23 protein-coding genes and 2 pseudogenes are annotated in these 24,995 nt (G+C 61.6%); 8 read left to right on the forward strand and 17 right to left on the reverse strand.

Features of this window, described 5'->3' with window-relative positions; translation table 11 throughout:
• The 14 genes and pseudogenes from EN949_RS09295 to EN949_RS09370 form a co-directional block, all read right to left on the reverse strand.
• On the reverse strand, positions 1-212 hold a 212-nt coding region (locus EN949_RS09295), incomplete at its 3' end, for a hypothetical protein (protein WP_245472378.1).
• Positions 213-690: 478 nt separating this feature from the next.
• Positions 691-1,058: pseudogene (locus EN949_RS09305) on the reverse strand (integrase core domain-containing protein); the annotation flags it as partial.
• 511 nt (positions 1,059-1,569) lie between these two features.
• Entirely contained in the window at positions 1,570-1,827 is a 258-nt protein-coding gene (locus EN949_RS09315) for a cytochrome C oxidase subunit IV family protein (RefSeq protein ID WP_198327521.1), read from the reverse strand.
• Between the two features lie 8 nt (positions 1,828-1,835).
• Entirely contained in the window at positions 1,836-2,474 is a 639-nt protein-coding gene (locus EN949_RS09320) for a cytochrome c oxidase subunit 3 (RefSeq protein ID WP_164767956.1), read from the reverse strand.
• Entirely contained in the window at positions 2,471-4,114 is a 1,644-nt protein-coding gene (gene ctaD / locus EN949_RS09325) for a cytochrome c oxidase subunit I (protein WP_064995260.1), read from the reverse strand. The genes EN949_RS09320 and ctaD overlap by 4 nt, the downstream gene beginning before the upstream one ends.
• On the reverse strand, positions 4,111-5,103 hold the full coding sequence (gene coxB / locus EN949_RS09330; protein WP_127371218.1) for a cytochrome c oxidase subunit II: 993 nt from the start codon (positions 5,101-5,103) through the stop codon (positions 4,111-4,113). Before coxB ends, ctaD begins: the two co-directional genes overlap by 4 nt.
• Positions 5,100-5,861 (reverse strand): SCO family protein, encoded by a 762-nt coding sequence (locus tag EN949_RS09335; protein WP_127366774.1) that lies wholly within the window; start codon positions 5,859-5,861, stop codon positions 5,100-5,102. Before EN949_RS09335 ends, coxB begins: the two co-directional genes overlap by 4 nt.
• A 107-nt stretch (positions 5,862-5,968) precedes the next feature.
• Positions 5,969-6,496, reverse strand: a complete 528-nt coding sequence (locus tag EN949_RS09340; protein WP_127366773.1) for a hypothetical protein — start codon at positions 6,494-6,496, stop codon at positions 5,969-5,971.
• Positions 6,489-7,646 (reverse strand): hypothetical protein, encoded by a 1,158-nt coding sequence (locus tag EN949_RS09345; RefSeq protein ID WP_064995256.1) that lies wholly within the window; start codon positions 7,644-7,646, stop codon positions 6,489-6,491. The genes EN949_RS09340 and EN949_RS09345 overlap by 8 nt, the downstream gene beginning before the upstream one ends.
• Positions 7,643-8,185 carry a cytochrome c gene (locus EN949_RS09350; protein ID WP_064995255.1) on the reverse strand — a complete coding sequence of 181 codons (543 nt, stop codon included), beginning with the start codon at positions 8,183-8,185 and terminating at the stop codon, positions 7,643-7,645. Before EN949_RS09350 ends, EN949_RS09345 begins: the two co-directional genes overlap by 4 nt.
• Positions 8,182-8,712 (reverse strand): DUF3341 domain-containing protein, encoded by a 531-nt coding sequence (locus tag EN949_RS09355; protein ID WP_084016186.1) that lies wholly within the window; start codon positions 8,710-8,712, stop codon positions 8,182-8,184. Before EN949_RS09355 ends, EN949_RS09350 begins: the two co-directional genes overlap by 4 nt.
• Positions 8,709-10,088, reverse strand: coding sequence for an NrfD/PsrC family molybdoenzyme membrane anchor subunit (gene nrfD, locus EN949_RS09360; RefSeq protein ID WP_245459290.1), 1,380 nt, complete (start codon positions 10,086-10,088; stop codon positions 8,709-8,711). Before nrfD ends, EN949_RS09355 begins: the two co-directional genes overlap by 4 nt.
• Positions 10,081-13,056: a TAT-variant-translocated molybdopterin oxidoreductase gene (locus EN949_RS09365; protein ID WP_127371675.1), complete on the reverse strand. Its 2,976-nt coding sequence runs from the start codon at positions 13,054-13,056 to the stop codon at positions 10,081-10,083. Before EN949_RS09365 ends, nrfD begins: the two co-directional genes overlap by 8 nt.
• Positions 13,040-13,696 carry a cytochrome c3 family protein gene (locus EN949_RS09370; RefSeq protein ID WP_127367551.1) on the reverse strand — a complete coding sequence of 219 codons (657 nt, stop codon included), beginning with the start codon at positions 13,694-13,696 and terminating at the stop codon, positions 13,040-13,042. Before EN949_RS09370 ends, EN949_RS09365 begins: the two co-directional genes overlap by 17 nt.
• A gap of 278 nt (positions 13,697-13,974) precedes the next feature.
• Between EN949_RS09370 and EN949_RS09375 the strand changes: the two are divergent.
• The 3 genes and pseudogenes from EN949_RS09375 to EN949_RS09385 form a co-directional block, all read left to right on the forward strand.
• A pseudogene (locus EN949_RS09375) lies at positions 13,975-14,085 on the forward strand (BA14K family protein); the annotation flags it as partial.
• Between the two features lie 318 nt (positions 14,086-14,403).
• Positions 14,404-16,962, forward strand: coding sequence for a membrane-bound PQQ-dependent dehydrogenase, glucose/quinate/shikimate family (locus tag EN949_RS09380; protein ID WP_127367064.1), 2,559 nt, complete (start codon positions 14,404-14,406; stop codon positions 16,960-16,962).
• Positions 16,963-17,289: 327 nt separating this feature from the next.
• Positions 17,290-17,820 (forward strand): methyltransferase, encoded by a 531-nt coding sequence (locus tag EN949_RS09385; RefSeq protein ID WP_245459353.1) that lies wholly within the window; start codon positions 17,290-17,292, stop codon positions 17,818-17,820.
• 423 nt (positions 17,821-18,243) lie between these two features.
• On the opposite strand, the gene EN949_RS09390 is transcribed toward EN949_RS09385, so the two are convergent.
• Positions 18,244-18,489, reverse strand: a complete 246-nt coding sequence (locus EN949_RS09390) for a hypothetical protein (RefSeq protein ID WP_127367065.1) — start codon at positions 18,487-18,489, stop codon at positions 18,244-18,246.
• A 280-nt stretch (positions 18,490-18,769) separates the two neighbouring features.
• On the opposite strand from EN949_RS09390, the gene EN949_RS09395 reads away from it, so the two are divergent.
• The 3 genes from EN949_RS09395 (at position 18,770) to EN949_RS09405 (ending at position 21,620) form a co-directional block, all read left to right on the forward strand.
• The gene (locus EN949_RS09395) at positions 18,770-19,000 is read left to right on the forward strand and encodes a hypothetical protein (protein WP_127365567.1); all 231 of its coding nucleotides are present in this window, start codon (positions 18,770-18,772) and stop codon (positions 18,998-19,000) included.
• An 879-nt stretch (positions 19,001-19,879) separates the two neighbouring features.
• Positions 19,880-20,710, forward strand: a complete 831-nt coding sequence (locus EN949_RS09400) for a hypothetical protein (protein WP_127365566.1) — start codon at positions 19,880-19,882, stop codon at positions 20,708-20,710.
• A 544-nt stretch (positions 20,711-21,254) separates the two neighbouring features.
• Entirely contained in the window at positions 21,255-21,620 is a 366-nt protein-coding gene (locus tag EN949_RS09405) for a response regulator (RefSeq protein ID WP_127365565.1), read from the forward strand.
• Between the two features lie 39 nt (positions 21,621-21,659).
• Here EN949_RS09405 and EN949_RS09410 read toward each other — a convergent pair whose 3' ends face one another.
• Both EN949_RS09410 and EN949_RS09415 read right to left on the reverse strand, forming a co-directional pair.
• The gene (locus tag EN949_RS09410; RefSeq protein WP_127365564.1) at positions 21,660-22,670 is read right to left on the reverse strand and encodes a sensor histidine kinase; all 1,011 of its coding nucleotides are present in this window, start codon (positions 22,668-22,670) and stop codon (positions 21,660-21,662) included.
• A 66-nt stretch (positions 22,671-22,736) separates the two neighbouring features.
• Positions 22,737-23,039 (reverse strand): hypothetical protein, encoded by a 303-nt coding sequence (locus tag EN949_RS09415; RefSeq protein WP_127365563.1) that lies wholly within the window; start codon positions 23,037-23,039, stop codon positions 22,737-22,739.
• Between the two features lie 561 nt (positions 23,040-23,600).
• Here EN949_RS09415 and EN949_RS09420 point away from each other — a divergent pair.
• Both EN949_RS09420 and EN949_RS09425 read left to right on the forward strand, forming a co-directional pair.
• Positions 23,601-24,395, forward strand: coding sequence for a PRC-barrel domain-containing protein (locus EN949_RS09420; protein ID WP_206523552.1), 795 nt, complete (start codon positions 23,601-23,603; stop codon positions 24,393-24,395).
• Between the two features lie 241 nt (positions 24,396-24,636).
• Positions 24,637-24,933 (forward strand): GlsB/YeaQ/YmgE family stress response membrane protein, encoded by a 297-nt coding sequence (locus EN949_RS09425; RefSeq protein ID WP_127365561.1) that lies wholly within the window; start codon positions 24,637-24,639, stop codon positions 24,931-24,933.
• Positions 24,934-24,995 lie beyond the last annotated feature (62 nt).

A 24,995-nucleotide genomic window follows, 5' to 3' on the forward strand; every position in this document is an offset into this window, starting at 1 on the left:
GATGAGACACCACCGTCCCGACGGGTAAGCTCGGCAGTGTTTGGTTTTTCTTCGGTTCTCTTCGTCCCAAACTGGTAGTAAAGCGCGAATGAGAATACGAGATATCCCACCTGGAAAATGATCAAGATCAGCAATGTCCATGCAAGCGACTTCCAGAACGAGCCGGTTGCTAGAAGAATCCAGATCGCCGCCACGGTCGAAGTGGCGAACATCCCGATTAGGAATCGCGGAAAAAACATTTATGCTCAATGCCGCCCCATAACTGGACCGACCGGGTCTCTCGCGTCTACTCTCTAGAAGCATTTAACGTTTCACTAAATTAGTACTTGCGCAAGTCATCCTGAGAGGTGTCCCCAGCGAGCCCTTTGGTCACCCACTTCGGAATATAGGATTATTATTCTCGTTGCAGCGATCCCCTCAAAACGGAGTTCGCCAAATGCCTAGGTCAAAAGGTTCGTAGAAGCTATCGCAGGCTGAAATTGAGCGCCTTGTGGCGGCAGCGGAAGCGCTGCACTTGAGCATCATCAAGCCCTTCATATCCCCGCATTGCGAGTGGCGTTGCCCCCAGTTTTTATCCAGTTTGAGTTCGTTTCCGGCGTGGGTTGTGCCCTGCTGGGCGGGTGAAGCGACGGGCGCTGGCGCGGAGCCTTTGGCATAGCGCAGCGCGAGCGACCGCCGCGGATTGAAGGTGCTGGCGAACTCGGCCGGTGTCTGCCAGGCGATTTGGGAGTGCGGCCGGGCGGTGCTGTAGTCGGCGGGCACAGGGCGATGGCTACGCGCGCCTGAGCCAGCGAGGTAAACAGTGTCTCGTTGAGCAGTTCATCGCGCAGTCGGCCGTTGAAGCTCTCGATGAAGCCGTTCTGCATCGACTTCCCGGGCGCAATGTAATGCCATTCGACGCGGTTCTGATCCGCCCAAGAGAGGATGGCGTTCGAGGTGAACTCGCTGCCATTGTCGCTGACGATCATCCTCAGCCGGCCGCGCTCGGTGATGAGCCGGTCCAATTCGCGGGCGACCCGCATGCCGGAGAGAGACGTATCAACGATCAGTGCCAGGCACGACTCGAACCCCCCTAAATGCTTGGATCAAGGTTGCACCACAGCGAATCCAGACACCCCGACCTCCTCAAGAAGGGCCCGCATCTCGTCGGGAGCCGCAAGACAGAAAATTCGAAAAGCTTCTAGGAAACCCAAGCAGACTGAACGGCGCTGCGGACAATGAGGTATACGAATACACCGGCGAACATTCGCATTGGGGCGGTCAATATCGTCGGCAGAAGAGCGTCCGAAAGGGCTATCGGCGGCTCCCTCGTAGGAACAAAAAAGAAGAGAAGCAGAACTTTCTTGTGCGTTTTTTGCACACAATGTTCCGTAACCAGCTGATTATATTCAGGTATCCGGCCAGTCTCATCATTCGGTCGCCGTTTTTAGCCGCTGCACCAGATTCCACCTTTCGATGGAAGGGCGCAGAAGGACGACTTCGTCGCCTGGATCGGTCAGAGCTGATGGGATTAAGATCGGAATAGCTTCACGGCTGTTTGGCGTCTTTAAAATCGCAGTCTCCGCACTTTCATCCACTGCCCACCAGCGTTAGGCCGAACAAGATGAGCAGCCAAAGTGCTGCAGCAGCGACCGCGAGTTGCGGAAGCACTGCCGCCCGGGACAAATGCATGAATGAGATCCCGATAATCACTGCCTTCGCCGCGGCGATCGCAAGATTGACGGTTGAGTTGAAGCCGCCGAGATCGATGAAGGAGGAGCCGACAGTGAGCGCCAGGAGCACCAGAAGGCCGGCATAGGCCGAGGCGAGTTTGCGGATTTCGGTCACGACGGAGCTCAGCGGTTGGTCAGGTAGAGGACGGGGAAGAGAAACACCCAGACGATATCGACAAAATGCCAGTAGAGGCCGACCGCCTGCACGCGCCGGGCTCGGCTCGAGGCCTCGGTTCGCCACCACAGCGCCAGCGTGCCGCAGACCACTACAATTCCGCAGAACAGATGCAGGCCATGCAGTGCCGTCATCGCGAAATAGAGGCTGAAGAAAAAGGCAGCATGCACCGGGTCGGCGCCCCGATAGGTGAAGGGCGCGCCCAGCACCGGCGCAATCCCCTGATGGAACTCCATCGCGTATTCGGTGCCCTTGATGATCAGGAAGACGACGCCCAGCGCCGCTGTCGCGGCCAGCGACCAGCCGGCTGCCCGCCAGCGCGAACCGGAGGTGAAGAAGTGCGCCAGCGCCATGGCGAAGCTGGAGGTAATCAGCACCGCTGTGTTTATCGTTCCCAGCATCAGTGACAAGTGCCTGGAGGCTTCGGCGAAGGCGGCGCCGTAGCTCAGCCGGGCGACGAAGAAGATCAGGAAAATGGCGCCGAACAGCATCGCCTCGGAGCCGATGAAGACCCACATACCGAAGGCATCGGCGGCCCGCTCGCGCTCGCCCGACTTGAAGGCGACGCTTTCGGTCGAGGCGCTCATAAGACCACCCCGGCTGCCGGATCGGTGCGCTTTTCTCCAAGCCCTTTCATCGGGTAGTCGTAGGCCGGTCTGGTCACCACCGGCATTTCGGCGAAATTGTGCGGCGGCGGCGGCGAGCTTGTCTGCCATTCGAGCCCGGTGGCGCCCCACGGATTGTCCGGGGCGCGCCGGCCTCGGAATAGCGACCAGGTCAGGTAGAAGAGCGGCATCAGATAACCGATCGCGAGCACCACGGCGCCCGCTGAAGACAGAACATGCCAGAACTGGAACTCCGGCGGATAAGTGTGGTAGCGCCGGGGCATGCCCAGAAACCCCAGCACATATTGCGGGAAGAAAGTGAGGTTGAAGCCGACGAAACTAACGGCGGCCGCAATGCGACCGGCCGTCTCGGAATACATGCGGCCCGTCATCTTCGGCCACCAGAAATGCATGCCGCCCATGAAGGCCATCACCATGCCGCCGACCATGATATAGTGAAAATGGGCAATTACGAAGTAGGTGTCGTGGAGGTGCACGTCGACCGCCAGCGAGGCGACGAACAGCCCGGCCAGCCCTCCGAAGGTGAACAGCGCAATGAAGAACAGCGCAAACAGCATCGGCGTCTCGAAACTGATCTCGCCCTTGCGCAGGGTAAGGCCCCAGTTGAACACCTTGATCGCCGAAGGAATGGCCACGATGAAGGAAAGGAAGGAAAAGATCACCCCGGCGTAGGCCGACTGGCCGGAGACGAACATGTGGTGGCCCCAGACCAGGAAGCCGAAAATGGCGATCGCCATGCTGCACAGTGCCACCGCCTTGTAGCCGAATAGCGGTCGGCGGGCAAAGCAGGGGATGACTTCCGACACAACCCCCATGCCAGGCAGGATCATAATGTAGACCGCAGGGTGCGAGTAGAACCAAAAGAGATGCTGGAACAGCAGCGGGTCGCCACCGAGGTCGGGATCGAAGATCCCGAGGCCGAAGACGCGCTCCAGCACGATCAGGATCAGCGAGGCGGCCAGCACCGGAGTCGCCAGCACCATCACAAGGGCGGTGGCGTAGAGCGTCCACACGAAAATGGGCAGCCTGAACCAGGTCAGGCCCGGGGCGCGCAATTTGTGCACGGTCACGATAAAGTTGATGCCGGTCATGATCGAGGAGAAGCCGACGATCAAGACGCCAAAGGCGGCGGTCGAGACGTAGCTGTCGGAATAGATGCTGGAGAGCGGCGTATAGAAGGTCCAGCCGGTGTCGACGCCGCCGGCAAGCACCGCAAACATCGCGAACAGGCTGCCGAAGATGAAGACGTACCAGCTCGCCAGGTTGAGACGCGGAAAGGCGAGGTCGCGCGCACCGATCATCAGCGGCAGCAGGAAGTTGCCAAGCGTGGCGGGGATGGACGGCACCAGGAAGAACCAAACCATGATGATGCCGTGAAGCGAGAACAGCCGGTTATAGACGTCGTCGGAGACGAGGTCGCCTGCGGGCGAGGCGAGTTCGATGCGCATCAGCACGGCGAAGGCGCCGCCGAGAAAGAAGAAGCCGGTGATCGCCACTAGATAGAGCCAGGCCACGCGCTTGTGGTCTGTGGTGAGAAGCCAGGCGGCCGGTCCGGCGCCCTCCTCCAGATAGCTTTGGGCCTGCATCGCTTCGCTCGTCATTGCACCGTCTCCGGCTGCGCCGCGCCTTGGGCCGCAGGCCCCGCCGCACCTGCTCCGCCTTTGGGCGACAGCGATTTCAGGTAGGCGACCAGCATCTGCAGCTCGGCCTCGTCTACCAGCCCCTCGAAACTGGGCATCACCGGCTGATACCCGGCAGCGACCTCCTTCATGGGATTGAGGATGGAATCGCGCAGGTAGCGCTCGTCGGCGACCACCGTCTGTCGGTCGGAGAGCGCCACTGGCCGCCCGAAGACGCCGGCAAGATCGGGCGCGCGCACCTTGCTGGAGTTTCCGTGGCAGCCGGAGCAGCCGAGCGCGCGGAACAGCTTTTCGCCGCCCTGCGCAAGCGACTCGCTCTCGCCCTGGGCGGAGAGCCACGCCGCATATTGCTCGGGCGCCATCACGTCGATCCAGCCGCCCATTTCCGAGTGTTGGGTGCCGCAATATTCGGCGCAGAAGAGATGATAGCGGCCGGGTCTAGTGGCGGTGAACCAGACATGGGTGGCGCGACCGGGCACCGCGTCCTGCTTGACCCGGAAGGCCGGCACGAAGAAGGAATGGATGACGTCCTGCGAGGCAAGCGACACCACCACCGGCTTGCCGACCGGCACATGCAACTCGTTAATCTCGCGCTGGCCGCCGGGATGGCGAAAAGTCCACATCCACTGCTTGCCCAGTCCGGCGATCTGTATGGCGTCGGGTGGCGGGTGGCCGCCGCGCACATAGAGCGCCGCGCCCCAGCCGAAAAAGGCGAACGATATGAGCAGGCTGGCCGTGGTCCAGGTGATCTCCAGCGGCAGGGTGCGCATACGCTCGCCGGTGCGATCGGCGCTGGAGCCGGCGCGGTATTTGACCGCGTAGCCAACGACCAGGCAGGTCAGGAGCAGGCCGAGCGCCAGGCTGAAGGCGAGCAGCGCATAAAACAGCGCGTCAACCTGCGGCGCCGCCGAGGAGGCTTCCTGCGGAACGAAGGGCACGTTGAAGCTCATGCCCGCCTCCGCCAGGAAAGAGCTAGGACGGCGGTGGCGAGCGCCAGCACCGTGGCGACGGCGCCGAGCTTTAGCGCCGCCCAGATCGCCGGCGTATACTGGCCTTTCGAAGTGTCGAAGCCGGCGCATAGCAGGAAGACGTGATCGGCGACGGACCCAAGCTTGCCGGCCGACGCCTCGACCAGCGCCAGCCTCAAGTCGCGCGGCTCGAAGCTCAATGCCGGCAGCACCTGCGCGATTTGTCCGCCGGGAGTGAGCGCCAGAACCGCGATCGGATGGACGAATTGGTCGATGCGCGGGCGCGTGTCGAACGAAATGCCGGCCTGCGCCGCCAGGGCCGCGGCGGCGCCGTCGGGACTGGTGAGGAAGCGCCAGGCAGAGAGGCCCTTCGCGTCGGTAGCGTCAGCGACCCCGGCGCGAGCGGCGGCAGCGTCTTCCTGCGTCTCGGTCACGTCGATGGAGACGAACAAAGCGCGGTAGTTACTGGGGTCGAGACCGGTCTTGTTGAGATCGGAAGCGACCGCCTGCTGGGTAAGTCCGCACAGGTTCGGGCATCTGTCGTAGCCGAAGATGAGCAGCGCCGGCCGGCCGGCGAGGATGTCGCCCAGCGTGGCCGTCGCCCCGGACTGGTCGCGGAAGGGTTTGTCCAGGCTGAGCTGCGCGCCGATCTTCGGATCAAAGGCGGGGCGTTCGACTGCTTGGGCGGCCGTGAGGACTGCAAAAAAGAGCGCAAGGGCCGCAGTCAGGCGCTTTCCCACCCCTAGCTCCTCCCTCTTGTGTGGACAAGTTAGGGGTGGGTGTGCACCTTCCGCAAAAGAGCAGGCACCAATTTCGCATGATAGCCATCGGAGGAGCAACCACCGCATCATGGCTGCGCTCCACCATGCGGCAATGCAATCCCTGACGGCGACACCCCGTCGTGCGGTTGCATTGGCTGGACTTGCTTCGCCTCGCCCTGCCCCGCTTGGCCTTGGCACCGCGCCGCCTGCGGCGCGCGGGGCACGTTTTCGCCGAGAAAAGCGCATTCCCCAGCCCGAGCAGGCAGTTGCCGCGACCAGTCCGGCAGGCCGTTCCTGGCCACCAGTTCCATCGCATCTCCGATGGGAATGCGGGCGATGCCGGCGGCGCGGTCTACCCAGCCGAGCTTGGCCAGTTCCTTGTCCTCGCGATCACGGAAGGCGGCGAGGTCGATCGCCGGGAAGCGTTGCATGGCCGGCGTCGCCTCATTGCCCTGCCAGGCCGTGCCGGGCAGAGGCCAATAAGCATTGGTGTCGAAGATCAGCCTGAGCACGACCACGGTGAGGACCAGGAACAGCACCAGCCCGCCACCGAACAGCAGCAGCGCGCGCGACGCTACGTCCCGCGTTTCGGGATAACGAGGTTCGTCAGCCATTGGCGAACCTCCCGCGCGCCAGCCGCTCGCGCCAGGCGGCGATGCGCTCCGGCTCCCGAAGCGCGAACACGAAGAGCGCCGTCCACAGCCCGCCGGCACCGGCGAGCGCCGCCAGATCCGGCCAGCTCAGACCAAAGCCTGCGAATGCCGGCCTGACGCGCCACAGCACATCGGCAAGATGTCCGGCGAGCGTGATGGCGGCAAGCCAGACGATGCCAGCATGGCTGCGCTTCAGGTCGCGGCTGAGGAAGCCCGCGAAAGGCAGCACGAACTGCAAGGCAATCAGCAGCCACAGCACGAATTGCCAGCCGTTTCGCGTGCGCATTATGTACCAGTGGATTTCGACGGGCAAGTCGCCGCCCCAGATGATCAGCCACTGCATGAAGGCGAGGTAGGCCCAGGTCAGCATCAGGCCGAACAGCATATTGGCGACGTCTTCGCTCAGCGCCACGCGCTCCGCGCCACCGGGCATGGTCTCGATCGAACGTCGCGCGGCTAGCACCAGCACGGCCACCGCATAGGCCCCGATCGTCTCGGCTGAGGCTTCCAGCATTCCGTAGATGGTCGAATAGAAGTTAGGCTCGAGCGACAGCATCCAGTCTGTGGAAAAGACGCTAACGGCAAAGCCGTGAACCACCAGCCCGGCGGCGCAGCCCATGCTTCTCGCCCGGCGCTGCTGGGCAGTCTTGACGGGAACGGTCGCGGTCGGGCCCAGCAGGAACCAGGCCAGCACGAACCAGACGATGACACACACTGCAAAGCGGACGAGGAAGAAGGGCACATTCAGATAGGCGAGCTTGTGGCGCGCCGTCTCGGTTAGAGCGGCAGGATCGGCAGCCCAGGGGAAGACGAAGTCGGGTCGGACCAGCACGGGAAGAAGTAGTACGAGCGCCAGCGGCAGGGTCGCGACCATGGCTCTCAGCGGCGGTAGTGCGGCATCGCCCCAGCGGCCGCCGGTCAGGCCGTGGATCATCATGATCGTCATGGCGCCGAGCGACAGGCCGAGCAGGAAAAGGGCCATCGTGACCCATCCACAAATCGTCGCTTGCGCGCCAAGAAGCAGCCCGAGTATACACAGCAGCAGCCCGACGGCAGCTACGGCAAGCATCCAGCGGAAAGGCCGGTCGATCCTGTCGAGGCCGATCTTCATTGCGTCGCCTCCGCGTTGAGTTTGGTGCGGAGCGGCTCTGGCAAATCGGCCGCGGCGGCGCGACGGGAAAGCTGCAACGCGCGGATGTAGGCGACGATCGCCCAGCGGTCGGCCGGGGGAACGCGCGCGGCATAGGAATACATGGCGCCGTAGCCGTTGGTGATGACATCGTAGAAATGACGGTCGGGCGCGCGGCGCAGCGCCTCCTGATGATAGGTCGGCGGGGCCGGAAAGCCGCGCTGAACGATCATGCCGTGGCCGTCGCCGGTGCGGCCGTGACAGGGCGAACAGAAGATATCGAAGCGCTCTCGACCACGGTTCAGCAGCGCCATGGTGACCGGTTGCGGGATGGCATCCGGCACCGGTGCAAGCTCGGCGTTGCGCGCCACCGTGCCCGACACCGGCATGCGCGCCGAGGCGCCGTCGGCGAACTGGCTGCTCGCCTCCAGCGGCTCGTAATGCGGCTGGTCGGCCATCTGCTGCTGGCACCCGGCAAGCGCCGGCGCGGCCGCGAGCGCGAGGGCGAACGCCGGCCTCACGCCTCCACCTCCTCGACCGTTTCGGCGCCCAGTCTGGTCAATTGCCCCTTGACGACGGCTTTGCGGAATCTCGGGTCGGCCGCCTCGACCAGCAGGTAGAACTTGCCGCCCTGCGCATAGGTGAAGCTCCGCGCATTGAAGACAGGGTGGTAATATTGCGGCAGCCGGTTGGCGGCGAGCACACCGATGAAGCCGGCCGTCGCCGCACCGAGAATGCCGGCCTCGAAGGCGATGACGACGAAGGGCGGCCAGGAATGCAGCGGCCGTCCGCCGACATTGACCGGGTAGTCGATCTCTACCGAATACAGGATCAGTCCGTAAGCAAACAGCGCGGCGAGGATGCCGCCGGCCAGCACCACCCAGGGCAGGCGCGTTTTCCTCATGCCGAGTACCTCCTCGGCCAGCCCCTTCACCGCATAGGGCGAGAAGGCATCCATGCGGCTGTAGCCGCGATCGCGCATGTCGTGGGCAGCAGCCGTCAGGGCGTCGGCATCGGCGAAGGTAGCGATGACGCCGTAGAGGCTCATTGCCCCCTGCCCTCCTGCGCCAATTCCTCGACCTCGAAGATGGTGATCGCTGGCAGGATGCGGACGAACAAGAAAACCAGCGCGAAGAAGGTTCCGATAGAGCCGAACAATATGCCGAAATCCAGCCAGGTCAGCGACTGCTCGCCCCAGGAGGACGGCAGGAAATCGCGGCTCGGGCCGCTGACGACGATGACGTAGCGTTCGATCCACATGCCGAGATTGATGATGAGCGCTATCGCGAACAGCGCCGGCATATTGAGCCGCACGCGGCGGAACCAGAGAAGTTGCAACACGCCGCAATTGCAGGCGAGCATCACCCAGAAGAACGGTGCGTAGGGGCCGAAGGCGCGCTCGGCCATCATGGTTCGCTCGTAAGCCTCGCCAGAGTACCAGGCGAAAAAGGCCTCCGTAACATAGCCGTACAACACGACCATGCCGGACGCGAGCATCAGTCTGCCGGCATTGTCCATGTGCCTCGGCGTAATCAGGTCCTGGACCGAAAAGGCCCAGCGCAGCGGGATCGCGATGGTGAGCACCATGGCGAAGCCGGAATAGAGCGCGCCGGCTACGAAATAGGGCGGGAAGATCGTCGAATGGTAACCGGGCAGAATGGCGAAGGTGAAGTCGAGCGACACGATCGAATGCACCGACACCACCAGCGGCGTCGCCAGCGCCGCCATCAAATAGTAAACCTGCTCGTAGCGCGCCCAATGGAAGGCAGAACCGCGCCAGCCCATTGCCAGAAGTCCATAGAAGATCTGCGCGATGCGCGATTTCGCCCGGTCGCGCAGCACAGCAAGGTCGGGCAGCAGGCCCATATACCAGAACAGCAGCGACACGGTGGCGTAGGTGGCGATCGCCGCGAAATCCCAAACCAGGGGGCTGCGCCATTGCGGCCAGTGCATATGCGTGTTGGGCAGCGGCAAGAGCCAGTAGAAGAACCACGGCCGGCCGAGATGCAGGATGGGGTAGAGTCCGGCCATCGCCACGGCGAACAGCGTCATCGCCTCGGCAAAGCGGTTGATCGAGGCGCGCCAGGGCTGGCGCAGCAGGAGGAGCACGGCCGAGATCAGTGTGCCAGCATGGCCGATTCCGATCCACCAGACGAAGTTGGAGATCATCGTGCCCCAGGCGACTGGGATGCTGAGCCCAATGTCGCCGATGCCGACTACAACCAAGTAAGTGACCGAGTAGAAGAAGACCAGCACCAGCAAGAAGCAAAGGAAAAATGCCGCCCAGAAATAGCGCGGCAACTGCCCATCGAGCACGACGGAGGCGATGCGGCCACTGATTTCGGGAAAATCGTGCCGGCCGGCCAGCACCGGCGGGCGCCGCGGCATTTTTTTCGTGCGGGCGGGAGTGGCCGCTTCAGCCATTGCCCGGCTCCGGTTCGGAAGCGCCGGCGAGGCGGGGATTCGGATTGCCGATCCGGCCCAGATACGTGGTGCGCGGACGCGTGTTCAGGTCTTCCAGAAGCCCGTAGCTCTGCGGCGCCGCCTTCTCCCGCGAAACTTCGGAGTCGGTGAGATTGCGGTCGCCGAAGATGATTGCTCTCGTCGGGCAGGCCTGCTGGCAGGCGGTCACCACCTCACCGTCCCGTATCGGGCGGTTCTCGATCTGCGCGTGGATGCGCTTTTCGCTGATGCGCTGTACACAGTAGGTGCATTTTTCCATGACGCCGCGCGAGCGCACACTAACGTCGGGATTGCGCGCCGCCTGCTCGGGGCCGGCCTCCCCCTTGTCGAACTCGCGATAGTCAAGGAAATTGAAGCGGCGCACCTTGTAGGGGCAATTCTGCGAGCAATAACGCGTGCCGATGCAGCGGTTGTAGACCTGCGCGTTCAGCCCATCATGGGTGTGCACGGTGGCATTGACTGGACAGACGACCTCGCACGGCGCCTTCTCGCAATGCATGCACGGCACCGGCTGGAAATAGGTATCCGGCGCCTCCGGCTCCCCTGCATAGTAGCGGTCGATGCGCAGCCAGTGCATTTCGTGGCCGCGAGCGACCTCGTTCGGCCCGACCGTGGCTATGTTGTTCTCGGCTTGGCACGCTGCGACGCAAGCCATGCAGCCGACGCAGGCCGAAAGGTCGATCGACATGGCCCAGGCTTCTTCGTGGTAAGTCCAGTCCGGGTAAATGGACTCGGCCGGCGCCGGCGGCACGCCGTCGCGCACGAAATCCGGATTTCTGGCGAATTCCGCCAGCGAGGCGTGGCGCACGATCGCCCTGCCCTCCATCGCATGGTGATGCTGGGTGGTGACGACAGGCTGCGTTTCGTCGCGCGGCGAGAGCGCGACGCCGTCAGCGAACCAAGGCGCGTCGGCGGTCCTGAAAAGGAAAGCGTCGTATCCCGCCGCCAGCGGCGCCACCGCACCGGGCGCCTTGCGGCCGAAACCGAAGGAGAGCGTCACCGTGTCGTCCGGATGGCCGGGCACGATCCAGGCCGGCGCATCGAGGCTGAGGCCGTTGCGGTCGAGGTTCACCGTGCGGCCGTTCTCAAGCTTCAGGCGCGCGGCCGTCCCCGGCGAGACCAGAGCCGCATTGCCCCAGACGACCTTCGTCAGCGGGCGCGGCAGTTCCTGCAGCATGGCCGAATTGGCGTAGCGGCCGTCGCGTAGGAAGGGATCGGCCGTGAACCTTATTTCCACCTCCTTGGCTGGCGCGGCGCGCGGCCGCAGTCCGGCGAGGTCGGCCGGCGGCTGGACTGCGACGGGAACGGCAGCGGTGCCCGCGACAACGCCGTCGCGCAAAGCCTTGCGCCAGGCGGTATCGTCCAAGCTTTGCGCCCAATTTCGGCGCACCAGCATCAGCGCGTCGGCATCGAACGTGCCGGCAAGGGCCGCCAGGATTTCGTGCACCGTCCGCCCACCAAACAGCGGTAGGATGAGCGGCTGCACGATCGAGGCGGAGCCGTCGAAGGCGCGCAGGTCGCTCCAGCTTTCAAGATCGTGTGCGGCCGGCACATGCCATTGCGCCAGGAGCGCCGTCTCGTCGCGGTAGAGGCCAAAATGGACAAGCAGTTTCAGCGATCCGAACGTCTTCTTCGCATCGAGGCCGGCAGGCGCGGTGTGTACCGGGTTCGCGCCAAGCGCGACGACCGTGTCGATTGCGGCATCCGAGATCGCCTCGCCGAGATCGGATAGGTCGCCATCGACAGGGACCGCATGCGGCGGTTCGATGAGGTCAATCGTGTTGCCGAAGGCGCCGAGCCGGCCGTTGAAGGCCAGCGCCACCGCGTGGACGAACGCGGTCTGCTGCGATCCGGGCAAGACCAAGCCGTTGCGGCCGGCGCCCTTCAGATCGTCGACAACGGCGGCAATCCATTGCCGGTCGGCTGCGGCCGCATCACCCGCACCGCCCAGCACGGCATTCAGTCCAGCCGCGATTGCCTCCACCTCGCTTGGTCTTGCCGCCCTGCGGTGGTCGGCGGCCGCGCCGGTGATGGTCGGCGTCGACTCCACCGCATAGAGCCGGTTCATCGCGTCGCCCGGCTTACGCACGCGCCTTCGCGCCGCGAACTGCTTCGAATAGGCGAGCGCACCCGGCCCTTCGCCGAGGAAATCCGCGTCCAGCGAGCAGATCACCTGGGTGCGGTCGAAGCGGTAGAGTGGCGTCAATGCCCGGCCGAACAGCTTCGTCGCGGCCTCCTCGTCGGCCGTCGCGGCAAGCGGATCGTGGCGATAGATGCGAAGTTCCGGATATTGCTTGCGAAGCGCGTCGATCTGCGCCTTCATCGTCGGCGAAGTGCCGGTCTCGATGAGCAGCGCCGCGCCTTTCCCACCCGAAGCCGTCCAGTCAGAGGTGAGCTTGGCCATATCCGCCAGGAAATCGCTGTAGGGCGCCGGCTCGCCATTCTTCAGCGGGGTACGCGAGCGGTCCGGATCGAACAGGGCCAGCACTTGAGCCTGCATGACGGCATCCGTGGCGCCGAGCGAGGCGGGGTGATCGGTGTTGCCTTCCACCTTGGTCGGCCGGCCTTCGTGGCTCTCGACGACGGCGCCGATGCCGTAGCCGCCGCTGCAAAGCGTCGTCGCATAGTAAAGTGGCCGGCCGGGAATGACGTTCTCCGGCTGGCGCACATACGGCACGATGTCCTCAGCCCGGCCGCAGGCGGTCAAGCCTGCCAGCGAGAGCGAGGCGCCAGCGAGCTTCAAAAGCGTGCGACGGTCGAGATTCTGCGGCAGGCGCTCGGCGATGGAAGGGAATTCGGCTTCGATGAAGCGGCCGAGATCCGGCGTACCGGCCATTTCGTCCAAGCTGCGCCAGAGATCGCCGGCGGCCGATGAACGGCGCGAACCGGCAGCGCCTGCGGGTGCATCCTTGTCAGCGGTGGCAGACATAGCAGTCGGTCATGGTCTCGGGATGGACGTCAAGCAGCTTGACGAGCGACCGTCGGATTCTTGCGATGTCGTCCGGCGGGTTCCAGTGCATCAGGAAAGCGTCCTGCGGCGGCCGCAGATTGGGCTCGGGATCACGGTGGCAGGCAAGGCACCATTCCATGCTCAGCGGCTCGGCCCGCGCCGTCAACGGCATTTCGTCGACCGCGCCGTGGCAGGTCTCGCAGGCGACGCCCTTGTTCACGTGGATGGAATGATTGAAGTAAACGAAGTCCGGGACCGAATTGACCCTCTGCCAATGCAGCGGCTGGCTCCTGGCAAGGCTGGTGCGTATCGGCGCCAGCATGGCGGCATTGGTGTAGAGCTGCGAATGACAGGTCATGCAGATTTCAGTCGCCGGCAGCCCGGCGGAATTGGAGGTCTCGACGCCGTTGTGGCAATAGCGGCAATCGATGCCGAGCTGGCCTACATGGTGCTTGTGGCTGAAAGGGACCGGCTGTGCCGCTGCCTCGCCGACGCCGGTCAAAAAGCTCGAGCGCAGCAGCGCCGTGCCGCCGGTCGCGACCAGAAGCATGGTGCACAACCCGCCCCACAGCACGAACCGGGTGATGCCATTGGCGCTCCTTGCAAAGATTTGCGGCATCCCCTCGCCCAGAATGATTTGAACTTGGACCGACGTGATGGCGCCCAACTGAGAGGCCCCGCGGAAGTTCCGGAGTCGGTAGATTGCTCACGGGAAGGTGATCAAAATAACTCGTATTCCGATATTTCGCACGAAACGATTGCCGCTTTCGGGCGTTCGGGGACCATCACGGTTCTTTACGAGTTGAAAGACATGACTGTTGTCCAAACCGTCCGCAGCCGTTCCGGATAGCTTTCTGGTGGACCATGTTCGTCGGCGCGGCGTTTGGATCTCTCTCTGCATCCAGTCGGCACGTACGGTGGTGCTATGACGACTATCGATCCTATAGACGATCGGACAACACTTTCCAGGCCTGTAGCGGCCCTCGCCGACAATGTCGGCGCGGATAACATTCTCGACCGGAACGTATCGCAACCGCCACAGGCGCGGTGGCGAGATCGGCCCGAATGACACTAAGCAGGCACGTCATGTGGAGTTCAAGCGTGAATCGCGGAATAGCAATTACCCTGGTTCTCGTTGTCGTCGGAATCGCAACATTTGTCGTCCTCCGGGGTGGTGGATCCACGGCTGGAGGTTCGGGTGGAGAAACGCCACACGCACTCGATCGTCAGCCCTAGCGTGGAATTCGTCGAACCGTCGCTAGGGCCTTCATCAGGTGGCGTTTCGATGCGGAAACGACAAACTCACTTAATCAGGGAGAGTGCGCGATGTATCGGCTCGTGCTGTCAGTAATCATCGTTGTCGTAGGAGCAGTCTTCGTCGTCGGGGGCCTCTGGTTGGCGGTCTTGGGCGGTAGCTGGTTCTATTTGGTGCTGGGTGCGATGCTCACCGCATCCGGGATTCTGATGGGGCGTCACAACCCAACTGGGGTGGGGCTCTACGCCTTGGCGACACTGGTCACACTCTGCTGGGCGTTGTGGGAAGTCGGCTTCAACTGGTGGGCCTTGGCGCCTCGGGGCGGGCTGTTGCTGGTCATAGGGGTTTTGGTGCTCCTGCCAGCCATCATAAACAAGCTCAACCGTTCTGAACGGGTGGCGACAGGTTCCGGTCGTGCTCGCCCAAGTTTCGATTTCAACAATGCCGCTTTGGCGGCGGTGATCGTGTTGGCGGCTGCTGCAGGCATCTATTCAATGTTTCAGGATCCGGAGGAGGTGACGGGGACTTTCGATCAGGAGCGCATGGCGGCGGTGGCGTCTTCAGACGACGGTACCCCGCCCGGACAATGGGTCGCCTATGGACGTAACTCGATGGGCCAGCGCTATTCGCCCCTAGCCCAGATCACGCCCCAAAACATCGGCAAACTGCAGGTGGCGTGGACATTCAAGACGGGGCAAATCCGCGGGCCTAATGACCCGCAGGAAACGACCTATGAGGTCACTCCGCTCATGGTGAACGACACGGTATACATCTGCACCCCCTTCAGCACTGTGATAGCGCTCGACCCAGTTACTGGCAAAGAGAAATGGCGGTTTGATCCCAAGCTAAAAGAGCCACCTCAGGCCACTACTCAACACATGACCTGCCGAGGCGTCGCGTACGAGGAGGTCACGCCGGCCGACCTGCCCCCGAACGTTTCACTCGCGCCGGAGGTTGCCGGGGCGCCCGCACATGCTGGCGCCGATCTCCAGCAGAGCGTCGATGAAATCACAACGCAGGCCGCCGGGGTGCCGCAAAATGTGGTGACTGGACAGGCACAGTCTGGGGCTCCCAACCCGGTCGTCAATCGCGACCAGCCGCCAGCCAGCGTGAGCATCACCCGCGAATGCATGAAGCGGCTTTTCGTCCCCACATCGGATGGCAGGCTCATCTCGATCAGCGCCGAGACCGGCAAGATCTGTCCGGGGTTTGGCGGCGCTGACGGAACCGTCAATCTGTGGGCCAACATGCCCAACGTGACGCCGGGTTCTTTCTATTCGACGTCGCCCCCCGTCATAACTCACGATCTGGTCGTCGTTGCCGGGGCGGTCAATGACAACGTGGCGACCACTTCTCCATCTGGAGTGATCAGGGCCTTCAACGCCTATACGGGCGCCCTTGTCTGGAATTTCGACAGCAAGAACCCAGACGCAACCGCTCCGATCCCCAATGGCCAGACCTATTCCAACAATGCTCCCAATTCATGGAGTGTGGCCAGCTACGACCCGAAGCTCGGATTGATTTATTTTCCGATGGGCAACGAGTCGCCGGACCAATTTGGCGCCAAGCGCGGACCGGAGACCGAGCGGTACTCGTCCTCGATCCTGGCACTCCACGCGGACACGGGTAAAGTGGCCTGGGTCTTCCAGACCGTCCATCATGATCTTTGGGACTACGACGTGCCGGCTCAGCCGAGCCTGGTCGATCTCACCGTGGGCGGACACGACGTCCCGGCTCTGGTTGCGCCGACCAAGCAGGGCGAAATATTTGTTCTGAACCGCCTCACCGGAAAACCCCTTCTGCCCGTCCAGGAAGAGTCCGCCCCGCAAGGCGCTGTCGACGGAGATCACACCTCGCCAACTCAGCCCCACTCGGCGGTATCTTTCCGGCCTAATCGGTTAACCGAAGCGGACATGTGGGGCGCCACTCTCATAGATCAGCTCTACTGCCGGATCCGCTTTCATCAGCTGAGGTATGATGGGGTGTTTACGCCGCCATCCACTCAGGGCAGCATCGTGTATCCAGGCAATTTCGGCGTCTTCAACTGGGGCGCGATTGCGGTTGATCCGCAACGAGATATTGCCTTTGCCATGCCGGTCTATCTGGCGTTCACGTCCCAGCTTCTACCCAGGCCGGACAACACAGCTCGTGTGGTGAGCAAGAAGAATGCGCCTGTGTTCAATGAAAATTTTGGCGCCCCCTACGCGGCCAAGATGGGCCCATTCTACTCGTTTCTGGATCTGCCATGCCAGCAGCCCCCTTGGGGATATGTCGCAGGGGTGGATCTGCGGACAGGCAAGACCGTATACCGCCAAGTCAACGGCACGGTCCGGGACCTGACGCCCATACCGCTCCCGTTCGAGATGGGAGTGCCAGGGATTGGTGGACCGATCATTACCGCGGGCGGCGTCGCGTTCCTGAGCGGGACGATGGACAACTACGTTCGCGGCTACGATCTTCGCACAGGACGCGAGATTTGGCGCCAGCGGCTGCCGGCGGGTGGGCAAGCAACACCGTCCACCTACCAGGCTGCTGACGGTCGGCAGTATCTTGTCGTTGTAGCCGGAGGTCATGGGTCTACTGGCACCAAAGCAGGAGATTCGGTAATCGCCTACGCGCTGCCTGGCTAGAGCTTGGCTCAATGAGGCTAAACAGTGCGTTTTCTGAGCGCATCGGGCGAGCCGTATGCATACCAGTTACGGTGGGCTTCGAACCTCGTTGGCAGCACCGTTGCCCAAATCGCCGATCGACGCTCTCGATCCGATTGCGCGGTGTGTCAGATGACATTAAGCAGGCCACGCCCACGTGACGGCGAACCCGAATCCCAACCTCATGATCTGTTGCGACGGATTGAGCATGACATCCCTCCGATATGCGCGGAAGTTTAGCAGACTCTAAATGACGAGTCCCGCTGCTTGGGTGGCTGCGGACGGGCCGTTATCGGCGCTGCCGCGAGGTTGGGCGCAGCCACGCTCGCGCGTCGGCCATGCTCTCATGGCCGCGTTGTCGACGTTGGCGGCGGGCATGGCCAGCTTCTCTCGGCGATCCTGGCCCGCAACCCTCATCTGAGCGGTGTGCTTTTCGATCTGCCTTCAGGCGTCGCGGCAGCACGCAAGGGTGCCGGAGGCGACCTGCCGCGCACTGAATTTGTCGCCGGTGACTTTTTTGAAAGCGTTCCTCCCGGTGATGCCTACGTCATCAAGAAGGTCATTCACGATTGGGATGACGGACATGCCGCGGTGATCCTGCAAAATTGCCGCAAGGCAATGCTGCCGAACGGGAAGGTGCTTCTGGCCGAGACGCTCGTGCCGCCAGGTGACGAGCCGAACCAGATCAAGGGTGTCGACGTGGTCATGCTTGCCGTCACCGGCGGCCTGGAGAGAACACAGCTCCAATATGCAAGCTTGTTCGACGCCGCCGGGCTCCGTCTTGAACGCATAATTCAGACCCAAGGACCCATTTCCATACTTGAGGCCTGCCCAGCCTAACTACTGGACATAATTCAGCGGCGCGACATCACGGCGCCGATGCATTCGCGATGGCGACTGACCTCGCGCCGCTGCCCAAGTTGCAAAGGCAGATCCGTGGGTTCAACGACACAAGGGGATGGCGGCGTGTTGATCGCAAAGCCCAACGGGATGGGGAGTTGTTGGATTTTCGAAGCCGTCGAGCCCGTCGAGCAGGTTATCGCTTGCTGTCAACCGTCTTCGGGGCAACGCTGCTTCTGGCGGCCGCAATTTCGAGCGCACAAGCCGGCGCTCTCCAGGTAATGCCCCGTCCTTGGTTCGCACGTTTCGCTGATATCGGGACTTGCTAAAGTCTTCGGCGGTCGGCGCTGCCAATCCTTCAAGCCCCCTCGATCAGGCCCAGCGGCCTTCCCGGCACCCCTCGCAACTGTGCGCAGGGCTGGCTCATTTGGCAGGCGTCAGAACGTCCATTGTAATGTGTTTTCTCGCCGCCACCCGTTGCAAGCAATGTTGGGGGATGTCGGGCCACGTCGCCCTGGTGCATTCATCGTCGGCGACAACCACAACGGCTTCCAAAATCGGATGCACGTTTGCAGCTTGGGTAGGGGTCGATAGCAATGTCTGGGTTATGAGACCGGATATCACTGCAATTTGGGTCAGTAAGGCTACATAGGCAATGTTCTTGATCATGCTGCGGTAACGCCCGCCTTGCTGTAATCGTTCCGTGCTGGGTTACAGTGGCGGGCCTTCTTGGAATCTCTGTGGCACAAAAGTCACTAATTCGAATGTGCAGAGCTTCGACCGGCGCGCTTATTAACCAGCGGGGCTGGGCCTACCTCGATTAACGGGCGAAGGGGTGCTGAGTGACCGGTCTCTCGCTATCTGCCAGGACGGCAAAGCGCTGGAGTTCCAACCGCAAAAAGCTCGATCTCGCCAAGCTTCGCGAGGGTTCGGGCCTGACACTCCTGCGATGGCCGACGAAGTCAGCAACGCCGCTACCGCGCAACCGGCGACACAAGTGATGGTAGATCGGCGACGTGTTGAGGTCTCGCGCTGCATGGGTGAAGAGCAGCACCACAAACAGGACGACCGTTGCAGACGCAAATCCGGTACGAAAGCCATCAAGCCGAACGCCGCTGACGCAGGGATGTTCCCCCGGGAATGCGCCGCAGCCGATAAACGCCGCGAGCTTATAGCATAACGGCGGATGCACATCTTTCAGGGTTGCATTAGGGCTGCATGGCCCGCTTTTCCTCGATCTACCCGACAACGGCGAACTTCATCACGGTCGTGAAGGGTATGGGCGGATCGCAAAGCGAGTATGAAACTGTGGGGTGACGCTTTGCCCCAAAGCGGCATCACTTTCGCGGGTGAAATCAAAGAGTGGGCGCACGCGCGGTCTCTCCGAAATGTCACGCTAGCTTTTCCGGTGCTCTGCCGACGTCCACCTTCGCTCATTTCCTGTGGGGGCTTGGCCTCTGCGAGAGCTTATCTCACAGCTTCATACCGCCTCGCGATCTGAGGCCCGATAGATCCCATAGCCAACCTTCTCAAGCAGCCCCTCGTCGCACAGCGGGCTAGATAGCAGCGGAATTCCGATCTCAGTCAGCTCGCGCGTTCGCACTGCTCCCTTCTCACGCGCAAATGCGACAGTGTGGTCTCGGAGAGATGGTTAGGCCTGCCGGCCAATCGGACGCGCCCCGCGCGCTCGATGTCACGCTTGCGAAGCTTGACGGTGAGTTCTGGCGCAGTTTAGCGGGAGGTCGGCAGCTCGTAGATGCGGTTTCGGTCGGCCCAGGAGCACCACCGCCCTTCTATGCCGCGACATCGCACACTAGGATGCCGCCTGCCCTGCAAAGGAACGATTTGGGCATTGGCGCATCGTCGTCTGCGTCCGTGGGTATGGACGGATCAGTTCATGCGGAATATGGATGGGGACGTGGCCTGGTGCGGCGCTCGCATTTTCGCCGCGTCGCCAAGGCAGCTGATAAAGACTTTGGTTCAATGACGCTGCGCCGGATGGACTGGCCCTCGATTTGCCGCCGCTCTCGCAAAAGTGTCGATATCGGGGGATTTGGACATGAGCGACAACAGGCCAGACGTTACCAAGGATTGGCAAGCGACGCAGGGCCAAAAGTCTTCCGCGACGCGGCTGCGCCTTTTCGCCGTGTTCTGCTGGATCGTCGCCATTGGCGGTGAGATCGCCGGAATCTACCTGTTCTACCAGCACAAGTTCGAGCACGGCAACATGCCGCTGCTGATCGGCTTGTTGGTCGGGATCGCGGTCTTCGCAATCGCCGGCAACTTGCTGTGGAAGGCGGCCAATAGGCACGATCCGGCCCGCGCATCCGACACGGCCAGTTTCTTCTTCCAAAACCAGCTCGGAGCCCTCATCACCCTGATTGCGTTCCTCCCCCTGGTTTTGCTGATCTTGACCGACAAGAACATGGATCCGCGGACCAAGAAGGTTGCCGGCGGGGTGGGCGCAGCACTTGCCGTGCTCGCGACGTTGATCGGCGTCAGCTACCAACCGCCGTCGGTCGAGCAATACACCCAGGACATGAACGCGTGCGCCACCCAGATTAAGACAGGGCAGCCAACCACAGCCTGTTCGCCCGACGTCGCCGCCCAGGCGCAACAGATCTCCACGGACTCCGATGCGGTGACGGCCGCCACGAAGGACGCTAATCACCCCGCCGGTCAGGACGTTGTCTACTGGATCGCGCCGGAAAACGGCGCCAAAAAGTCCGCAGAGCCACATGTCTTTCACCTCTGCGCAGCCGTGAGTCCACTGAAGGACAAGACCGTGAACAGCGGCTCCGTGACCGAAGCGTACGCGCAGAACGCCATCCGCATTACGAAGCAGATCGAGATGGAACAGAAGCAGTGTGGGTTCACGGTTTCGCAATAGAACTGCCCGCGTTCTATTGCACCATCGCGGTGAGCCCTTATCTGGCCTCTATCCTTAAACGCAGTCTGCGCCTCGGGCCTAATCGTACCGGCTACCTTCAAGAAGTAGCCTGCCTGCATGCGCAGTTGCCGGCCCTCAGTCCGGATTCTGTAGCCAGAGGGGTCAAAGTCCGCTGGGGAGGGCGCGCCATCCAACGGAATTACCTTGATACGCATTGCTGACAGGCAGATTTGGGCCCGTTCCCGGACTGGTTCGGTTCGGTCCGCATTCGCGAAAAGCCAGCATTTGGCTCGCACCCCCGAGCTCGCCCGAATTGACAAAACCTGCTTCAATGGATGTGTTGCCTGACGATTGACGCGCAGGAACTTGCAAGCGGTTTAGCCGCAAACGTTCCCGTAACCTTTCTGCACGGCGGGGATGATCCTGAGAGTCTTACCTGGACGCGGCGGGTGGTCAGCGCCAAATGGCCGTTGTGGAATTTCAATGGAGCGATTTCGGCGCACAGGAGTTGAGGATCGTGATTATCAATTATAGGTAGAATCCGATGTCGCTACCTATAGCTGTTTTGGTTGTTGAAGACGAACCTCTAATCCGCATGAACATCGCCGACTCACTCCTAGGTGAAGGATTTCTGGTTTTCGAGGCCGCCAATGCCGACGAAGCCATAGCCATACTTGAGGCCAATGCCACGATCGATGTTATGTTCACCGACATCGACATGCCAGGCAGCATGGATGGCCTGAAACTTTCGGCCGCTGTTCGCAACCGATGGCCGCCGATCAAGATCGTAGCGACGTCAGGCCATCGCGTCGTGGCGGCTGCGGATCTCCCGGAAGGGAGCGCGTTCATCGGCAAGCCATACAATCACGCAGCGGTGGCAACCTGCCTGCGACAACTCCTATCGCTCTGACGCCGATGACGAGTTTTGGCCACCGAGGCCACTGAAAGATTATTGCGCAAGGCGCTCTGGCTCGACCTTCAGGGTGACAACCAACCCATCTTTTGCCCAGTCGTATTCGATCGAGCCGCGCAGATGACCAGTTACGCTGCGTTCAACCAATTTGCTGCCATATCCTGGGGCAGCCGTCGGTGCCTTGACGGCCGGCCCGCCGCTTTCTGTCCAGACGATCGAGACGGCCTCACTTTGCGCCGAACACGAGACGTCCAAAGTCCCAGTCTCGGTCGACAGAGCGCCGTATTTGAGGGAATTGGTTGCAAGTTCATGGATGACAAGCGCGAGAATGGTTGTTGAAGACTCGCCAACGCTCATCCTGGGCACCGCAACCCGAATGCGACCGCTGAAGGCGCCCAGATCATCATAAGGCGCCAGAAGTACTGTCAGAAGGTCGCCAAGAAGCGCCGAGGCTGCCTTGGTTTGGCCTGGCACTGGCCTGACCAGATCATGGGCGCGGCCCAACGCAGTTAGCCTCTGCGTCAACTCGCGCGCCATGTCGTTGGTCGTGCTCGTCGAACGCGACGTGATAGCGGTAAGGCCGGAGGCGATGGTCAACAGGTTTTTGACACGGTGGCTCATTTCGCCGGCCAGAAGCTCCCTGCCCTCCTCCGCCTGTTTCCTCCCTGTGACATCAATGAAGATGCCGAACATGAGCCGCTGAACCATGCCTTCATCGTCGCCTTGCCCCCGGGCCGAGATCCATTTGAGTTCGTCGCCGATCATGATTCGGAAATCGATCTCATAGGGGCCGACAATCGCACGCGTCGCATTGAAAGCCGCTCGCACCCGGTCGCGGTCGGCAGGATGGATGTGTGCTGACAGATCTTCAAACTTAACGTCTGTAGAACGGGGTATGCCCCAAAGGTCATACGCCCGCTCATCCATAGCCAGCGCATCGCTATCGACATTCCACGACCAAAGCGTCACACCCGCCGCTTCTATGGCCCGGATCAAATTCCTGGGCTCCCACAATAAGGGCTTCAGGTGTTCGGCAGTGGAGGTCATGGAAACTCGCAAAGGTGTCGCAAGATGACGTCTTGAAGTGTCGCGAGGCGAACGTTCCGCTCAGCTCTATTCCAGATCCGAGAAGAAGTCGCAGATCAGATCCGCAACCTTGGTCGCTTCGAAATCCGTCATGTACGCGGCGGTTTCGACGGCAGCGGTTTCGAGATCGTCCTTATCGACAGCCAAGAGGTCTAGAATTCGGGCAAATCTCACCTTGAGCTCACGCGCGCCCTCGAATTCATCGATTGTGACCTGAAGAATGCTCGGTGTAGCGCCGATCAATCGGGTTTGGATGCTGTCCGGCGACGACGCAAGGATACGTATAGCCGCAAAAAATTGTTCGCGCGCGTTGGTGTGTGTTTCGTCCATGGGGTACCTTCTTCGCTGCAGGCATACCCTGGACGCGGGGCATGAAGCGCGATGTTTAAGAGCTGAAAGATAGGACGTGCTATTTCGGGACGCTACAGCCGCGGAGGCTGGACCGCTGGATCGTCGCGGGCCCTTTACGTTGGGAGGGCAACCCTGAATACCATAGTTCTCCACAATAACCCAGCCCTCTAAAACGCGCGTGTCCCCCCGAGGCACGTGCTGGGACCACGATCGGTGATATGGCTAAATGCACAGGGGGCGACTTAATCCGAGATGGGACCAAGCGGTGTGTCAGTCGCTTTTCGACACTGGCTGTCGAACCCGAATTTGCTTTGACACGCTATGTCGTCAATAGCCCCCTCGGCGACCCTCAACCCATACTCGTTGGCGATCTCGCCTGCACCTCATGACAACTTCAGCAGCAATTTTCCGGTCATCAACCGTCGTAAGTTGGAACCAAAGTCGTATGGAGTGTTGAGGTGGGCTAGTTCAGCGGTCATGACTGGCGCGTGTTTGAGGCACGCACGCCTTTCGAAGGAATGGCCGCCGAGGGGATTTTCAATGAGATTGGTTTGGATCGCGGCGCCGGTGGCGTTGTTGATTGGGCTTTGCGTCCAGCCGGCTTTCGCCGTGTGTAACATTTCCGATGCCAAGCTCGAAGAGGCTGTTCTCAAGAGCCCGGAATTGCGTAATCCGGAAAATCGCTATCTTGTTCGTGATCTGCGAACCCTCAGAAATGCCGCGTTCCTGCTGTGGTCATACGGGCTACAGGACGATTGCGAGCGCTTGCTCGCCAATATTCGACAACTGATTGCCGCGCCATCAATGGCGAAGCTTGGGGGGAACGACGAGGACCTTGCTGATGAGCAGGTCGCCGCCGAAGAACCGCAGCAGGCTCAAGGTGGTGAAGTTCAGGGCAAACGCAACACTCCAGGAGCAGGACCTCTCATCAATCTCGACGAGCTTGAACCTGGTCTGCGTGTCGACGAGATGGTTGGCGCCGAGGTTCGCAGTTCGGATGACAAGATCGTTGGCGAAGTTCGCAACATCGTCTTAGGAACCAAGAACCGATTCGACTACGCAGTCATTGCCTCAGGCGGGTTCTTCATCGCCGGCAAAGACAGCATCATCGTCCCTCTGCGCTACATGCAGGTCAATCAGGAGCGGAACAGCTACTATCTACGCATCTCCAGTACCGATGTGAAAGCCGTTCCGTTGATGCCCGACCACGAATATCTGTGGCTCGCAGACGAAGCATGGCGAGCGAAGAACGATGCCATCTTCGAGAAGCTGGATTCTCACCCGGTCCCATTCGACCTGCAGGCAGGGCAGCAACCCACGATTAAAGTTCAGTGAGCTTTTGCGCTATCTGCACATGCGACCGGATTGACGACGGATGTTGCCATGCCCGAATACAGAAAGACCGCGGCGAGTCATAGCGGTGCAAATGGTGACCGAACTGCTTAATCGCCGCCGTGCGACGGCGGCGTCGCACTATCGAAGTGCTTTGGCTTTCGTGGGACGGCGGATCGGCTACGGACTAGTCGCTGGTTGCAGACACGAATTGCGCTGCGGAAACGAAACCTAGAGGATCACCATGCATCTGTCGAACGAGAGCATAATAGTTATACTGGTAGTGGGCCTTATTGCCGGGTGGTTGGCCGGAAAAATCGTGCGGGGCGCAGGCTTTGGTTTGATCGGGGACATCGCGATCGGGATCATCGGAGCGTTCATAGGGGACTGGCTGCTGCCCCGCGTAGGGGTCCATCTCGGAAGCGGAACGATCAGTTTGATCATCAATGCAACCGTCGGCGCCATTGTACTTCTGCTTGTCATCCGCTTGGTTGCTGGCGCGGGGCGTTTCGGAGGCGGATGGAGAGGTCGGTGGCGGTAGGCATCTCCCCCTCGGCGGGCGATCCGCCCTTGGTCAATGAGCCGCACTGAGGCAAGAAAGTG

The sequence above is a fragment of the Mesorhizobium sp. M7A.F.Ca.US.007.01.2.1 genome, from assembly GCF_003998165.1.
Classification (GTDB): Bacteria; Pseudomonadota; Alphaproteobacteria; order Rhizobiales; family Rhizobiaceae; genus Mesorhizobium; species Mesorhizobium ciceri.

Bases quoted from the DNA above. Each gene is read 5' to 3' on its own strand.
- EN949_RS09380 (WP_127367064.1), top strand. From the start codon at position 14,404: ATGTATCGGCTCGTGCTGTCAGTAATCATCGTTGTCGTAGGAGCAGTC.
- ctaD (WP_064995260.1), bottom strand. From the start codon at position 4,114: ATGACGAGCGAAGCGATGCAGGCCCAAAGCTATCTGGAGGAGGGCGCC.
- EN949_RS09355 (WP_084016186.1), bottom strand. From the start codon at position 8,712: ATGAGCCTCTACGGCGTCATCGCTACCTTCGCCGATGCCGACGCCCTG.
- EN949_RS09340 (WP_127366773.1), bottom strand. From the start codon at position 6,496: ATGGCTGACGAACCTCGTTATCCCGAAACGCGGGACGTAGCGTCGCGC.
- nrfD (WP_245459290.1), bottom strand. From the start codon at position 10,088: ATGGCTGAAGCGGCCACTCCCGCCCGCACGAAAAAAATGCCGCGGCGC.
- coxB (WP_127371218.1), bottom strand. From the start codon at position 5,103: ATGAGCTTCAACGTGCCCTTCGTTCCGCAGGAAGCCTCCTCGGCGGCG.
- EN949_RS09405 (WP_127365565.1), top strand. From the start codon at position 21,255: ATGTCGCTACCTATAGCTGTTTTGGTTGTTGAAGACGAACCTCTAATC.
- EN949_RS09370 (WP_127367551.1), bottom strand. From the start codon at position 13,696: ATGCCGCAAATCTTTGCAAGGAGCGCCAATGGCATCACCCGGTTCGTG.
- EN949_RS09410 (WP_127365564.1), bottom strand. From the start codon at position 22,670: ATGACCTCCACTGCCGAACACCTGAAGCCCTTATTGTGGGAGCCCAGG.
- EN949_RS09420 (WP_206523552.1), top strand. From the start codon at position 23,601: ATGAGATTGGTTTGGATCGCGGCGCCGGTGGCGTTGTTGATTGGGCTT.
- EN949_RS09365 (WP_127371675.1), bottom strand. From the start codon at position 13,056: ATGTCTGCCACCGCTGACAAGGATGCACCCGCAGGCGCTGCCGGTTCG.
- EN949_RS09345 (WP_064995256.1), bottom strand. From the start codon at position 7,646: ATGAAGATCGGCCTCGACAGGATCGACCGGCCTTTCCGCTGGATGCTT.
- EN949_RS09400 (WP_127365566.1), top strand. From the start codon at position 19,880: ATGAGCGACAACAGGCCAGACGTTACCAAGGATTGGCAAGCGACGCAG.
- EN949_RS09390 (WP_127367065.1), bottom strand. From the start codon at position 18,489: ATGATCAAGAACATTGCCTATGTAGCCTTACTGACCCAAATTGCAGTG.
- EN949_RS09425 (WP_127365561.1), top strand. From the start codon at position 24,637: ATGCATCTGTCGAACGAGAGCATAATAGTTATACTGGTAGTGGGCCTT.
- EN949_RS09320 (WP_164767956.1), bottom strand. From the start codon at position 2,474: ATGAGCGCCTCGACCGAAAGCGTCGCCTTCAAGTCGGGCGAGCGCGAG.
- EN949_RS09395 (WP_127365567.1), top strand. From the start codon at position 18,770: ATGGCCGACGAAGTCAGCAACGCCGCTACCGCGCAACCGGCGACACAA.
- EN949_RS09415 (WP_127365563.1), bottom strand. From the start codon at position 23,039: ATGGACGAAACACACACCAACGCGCGCGAACAATTTTTTGCGGCTATA.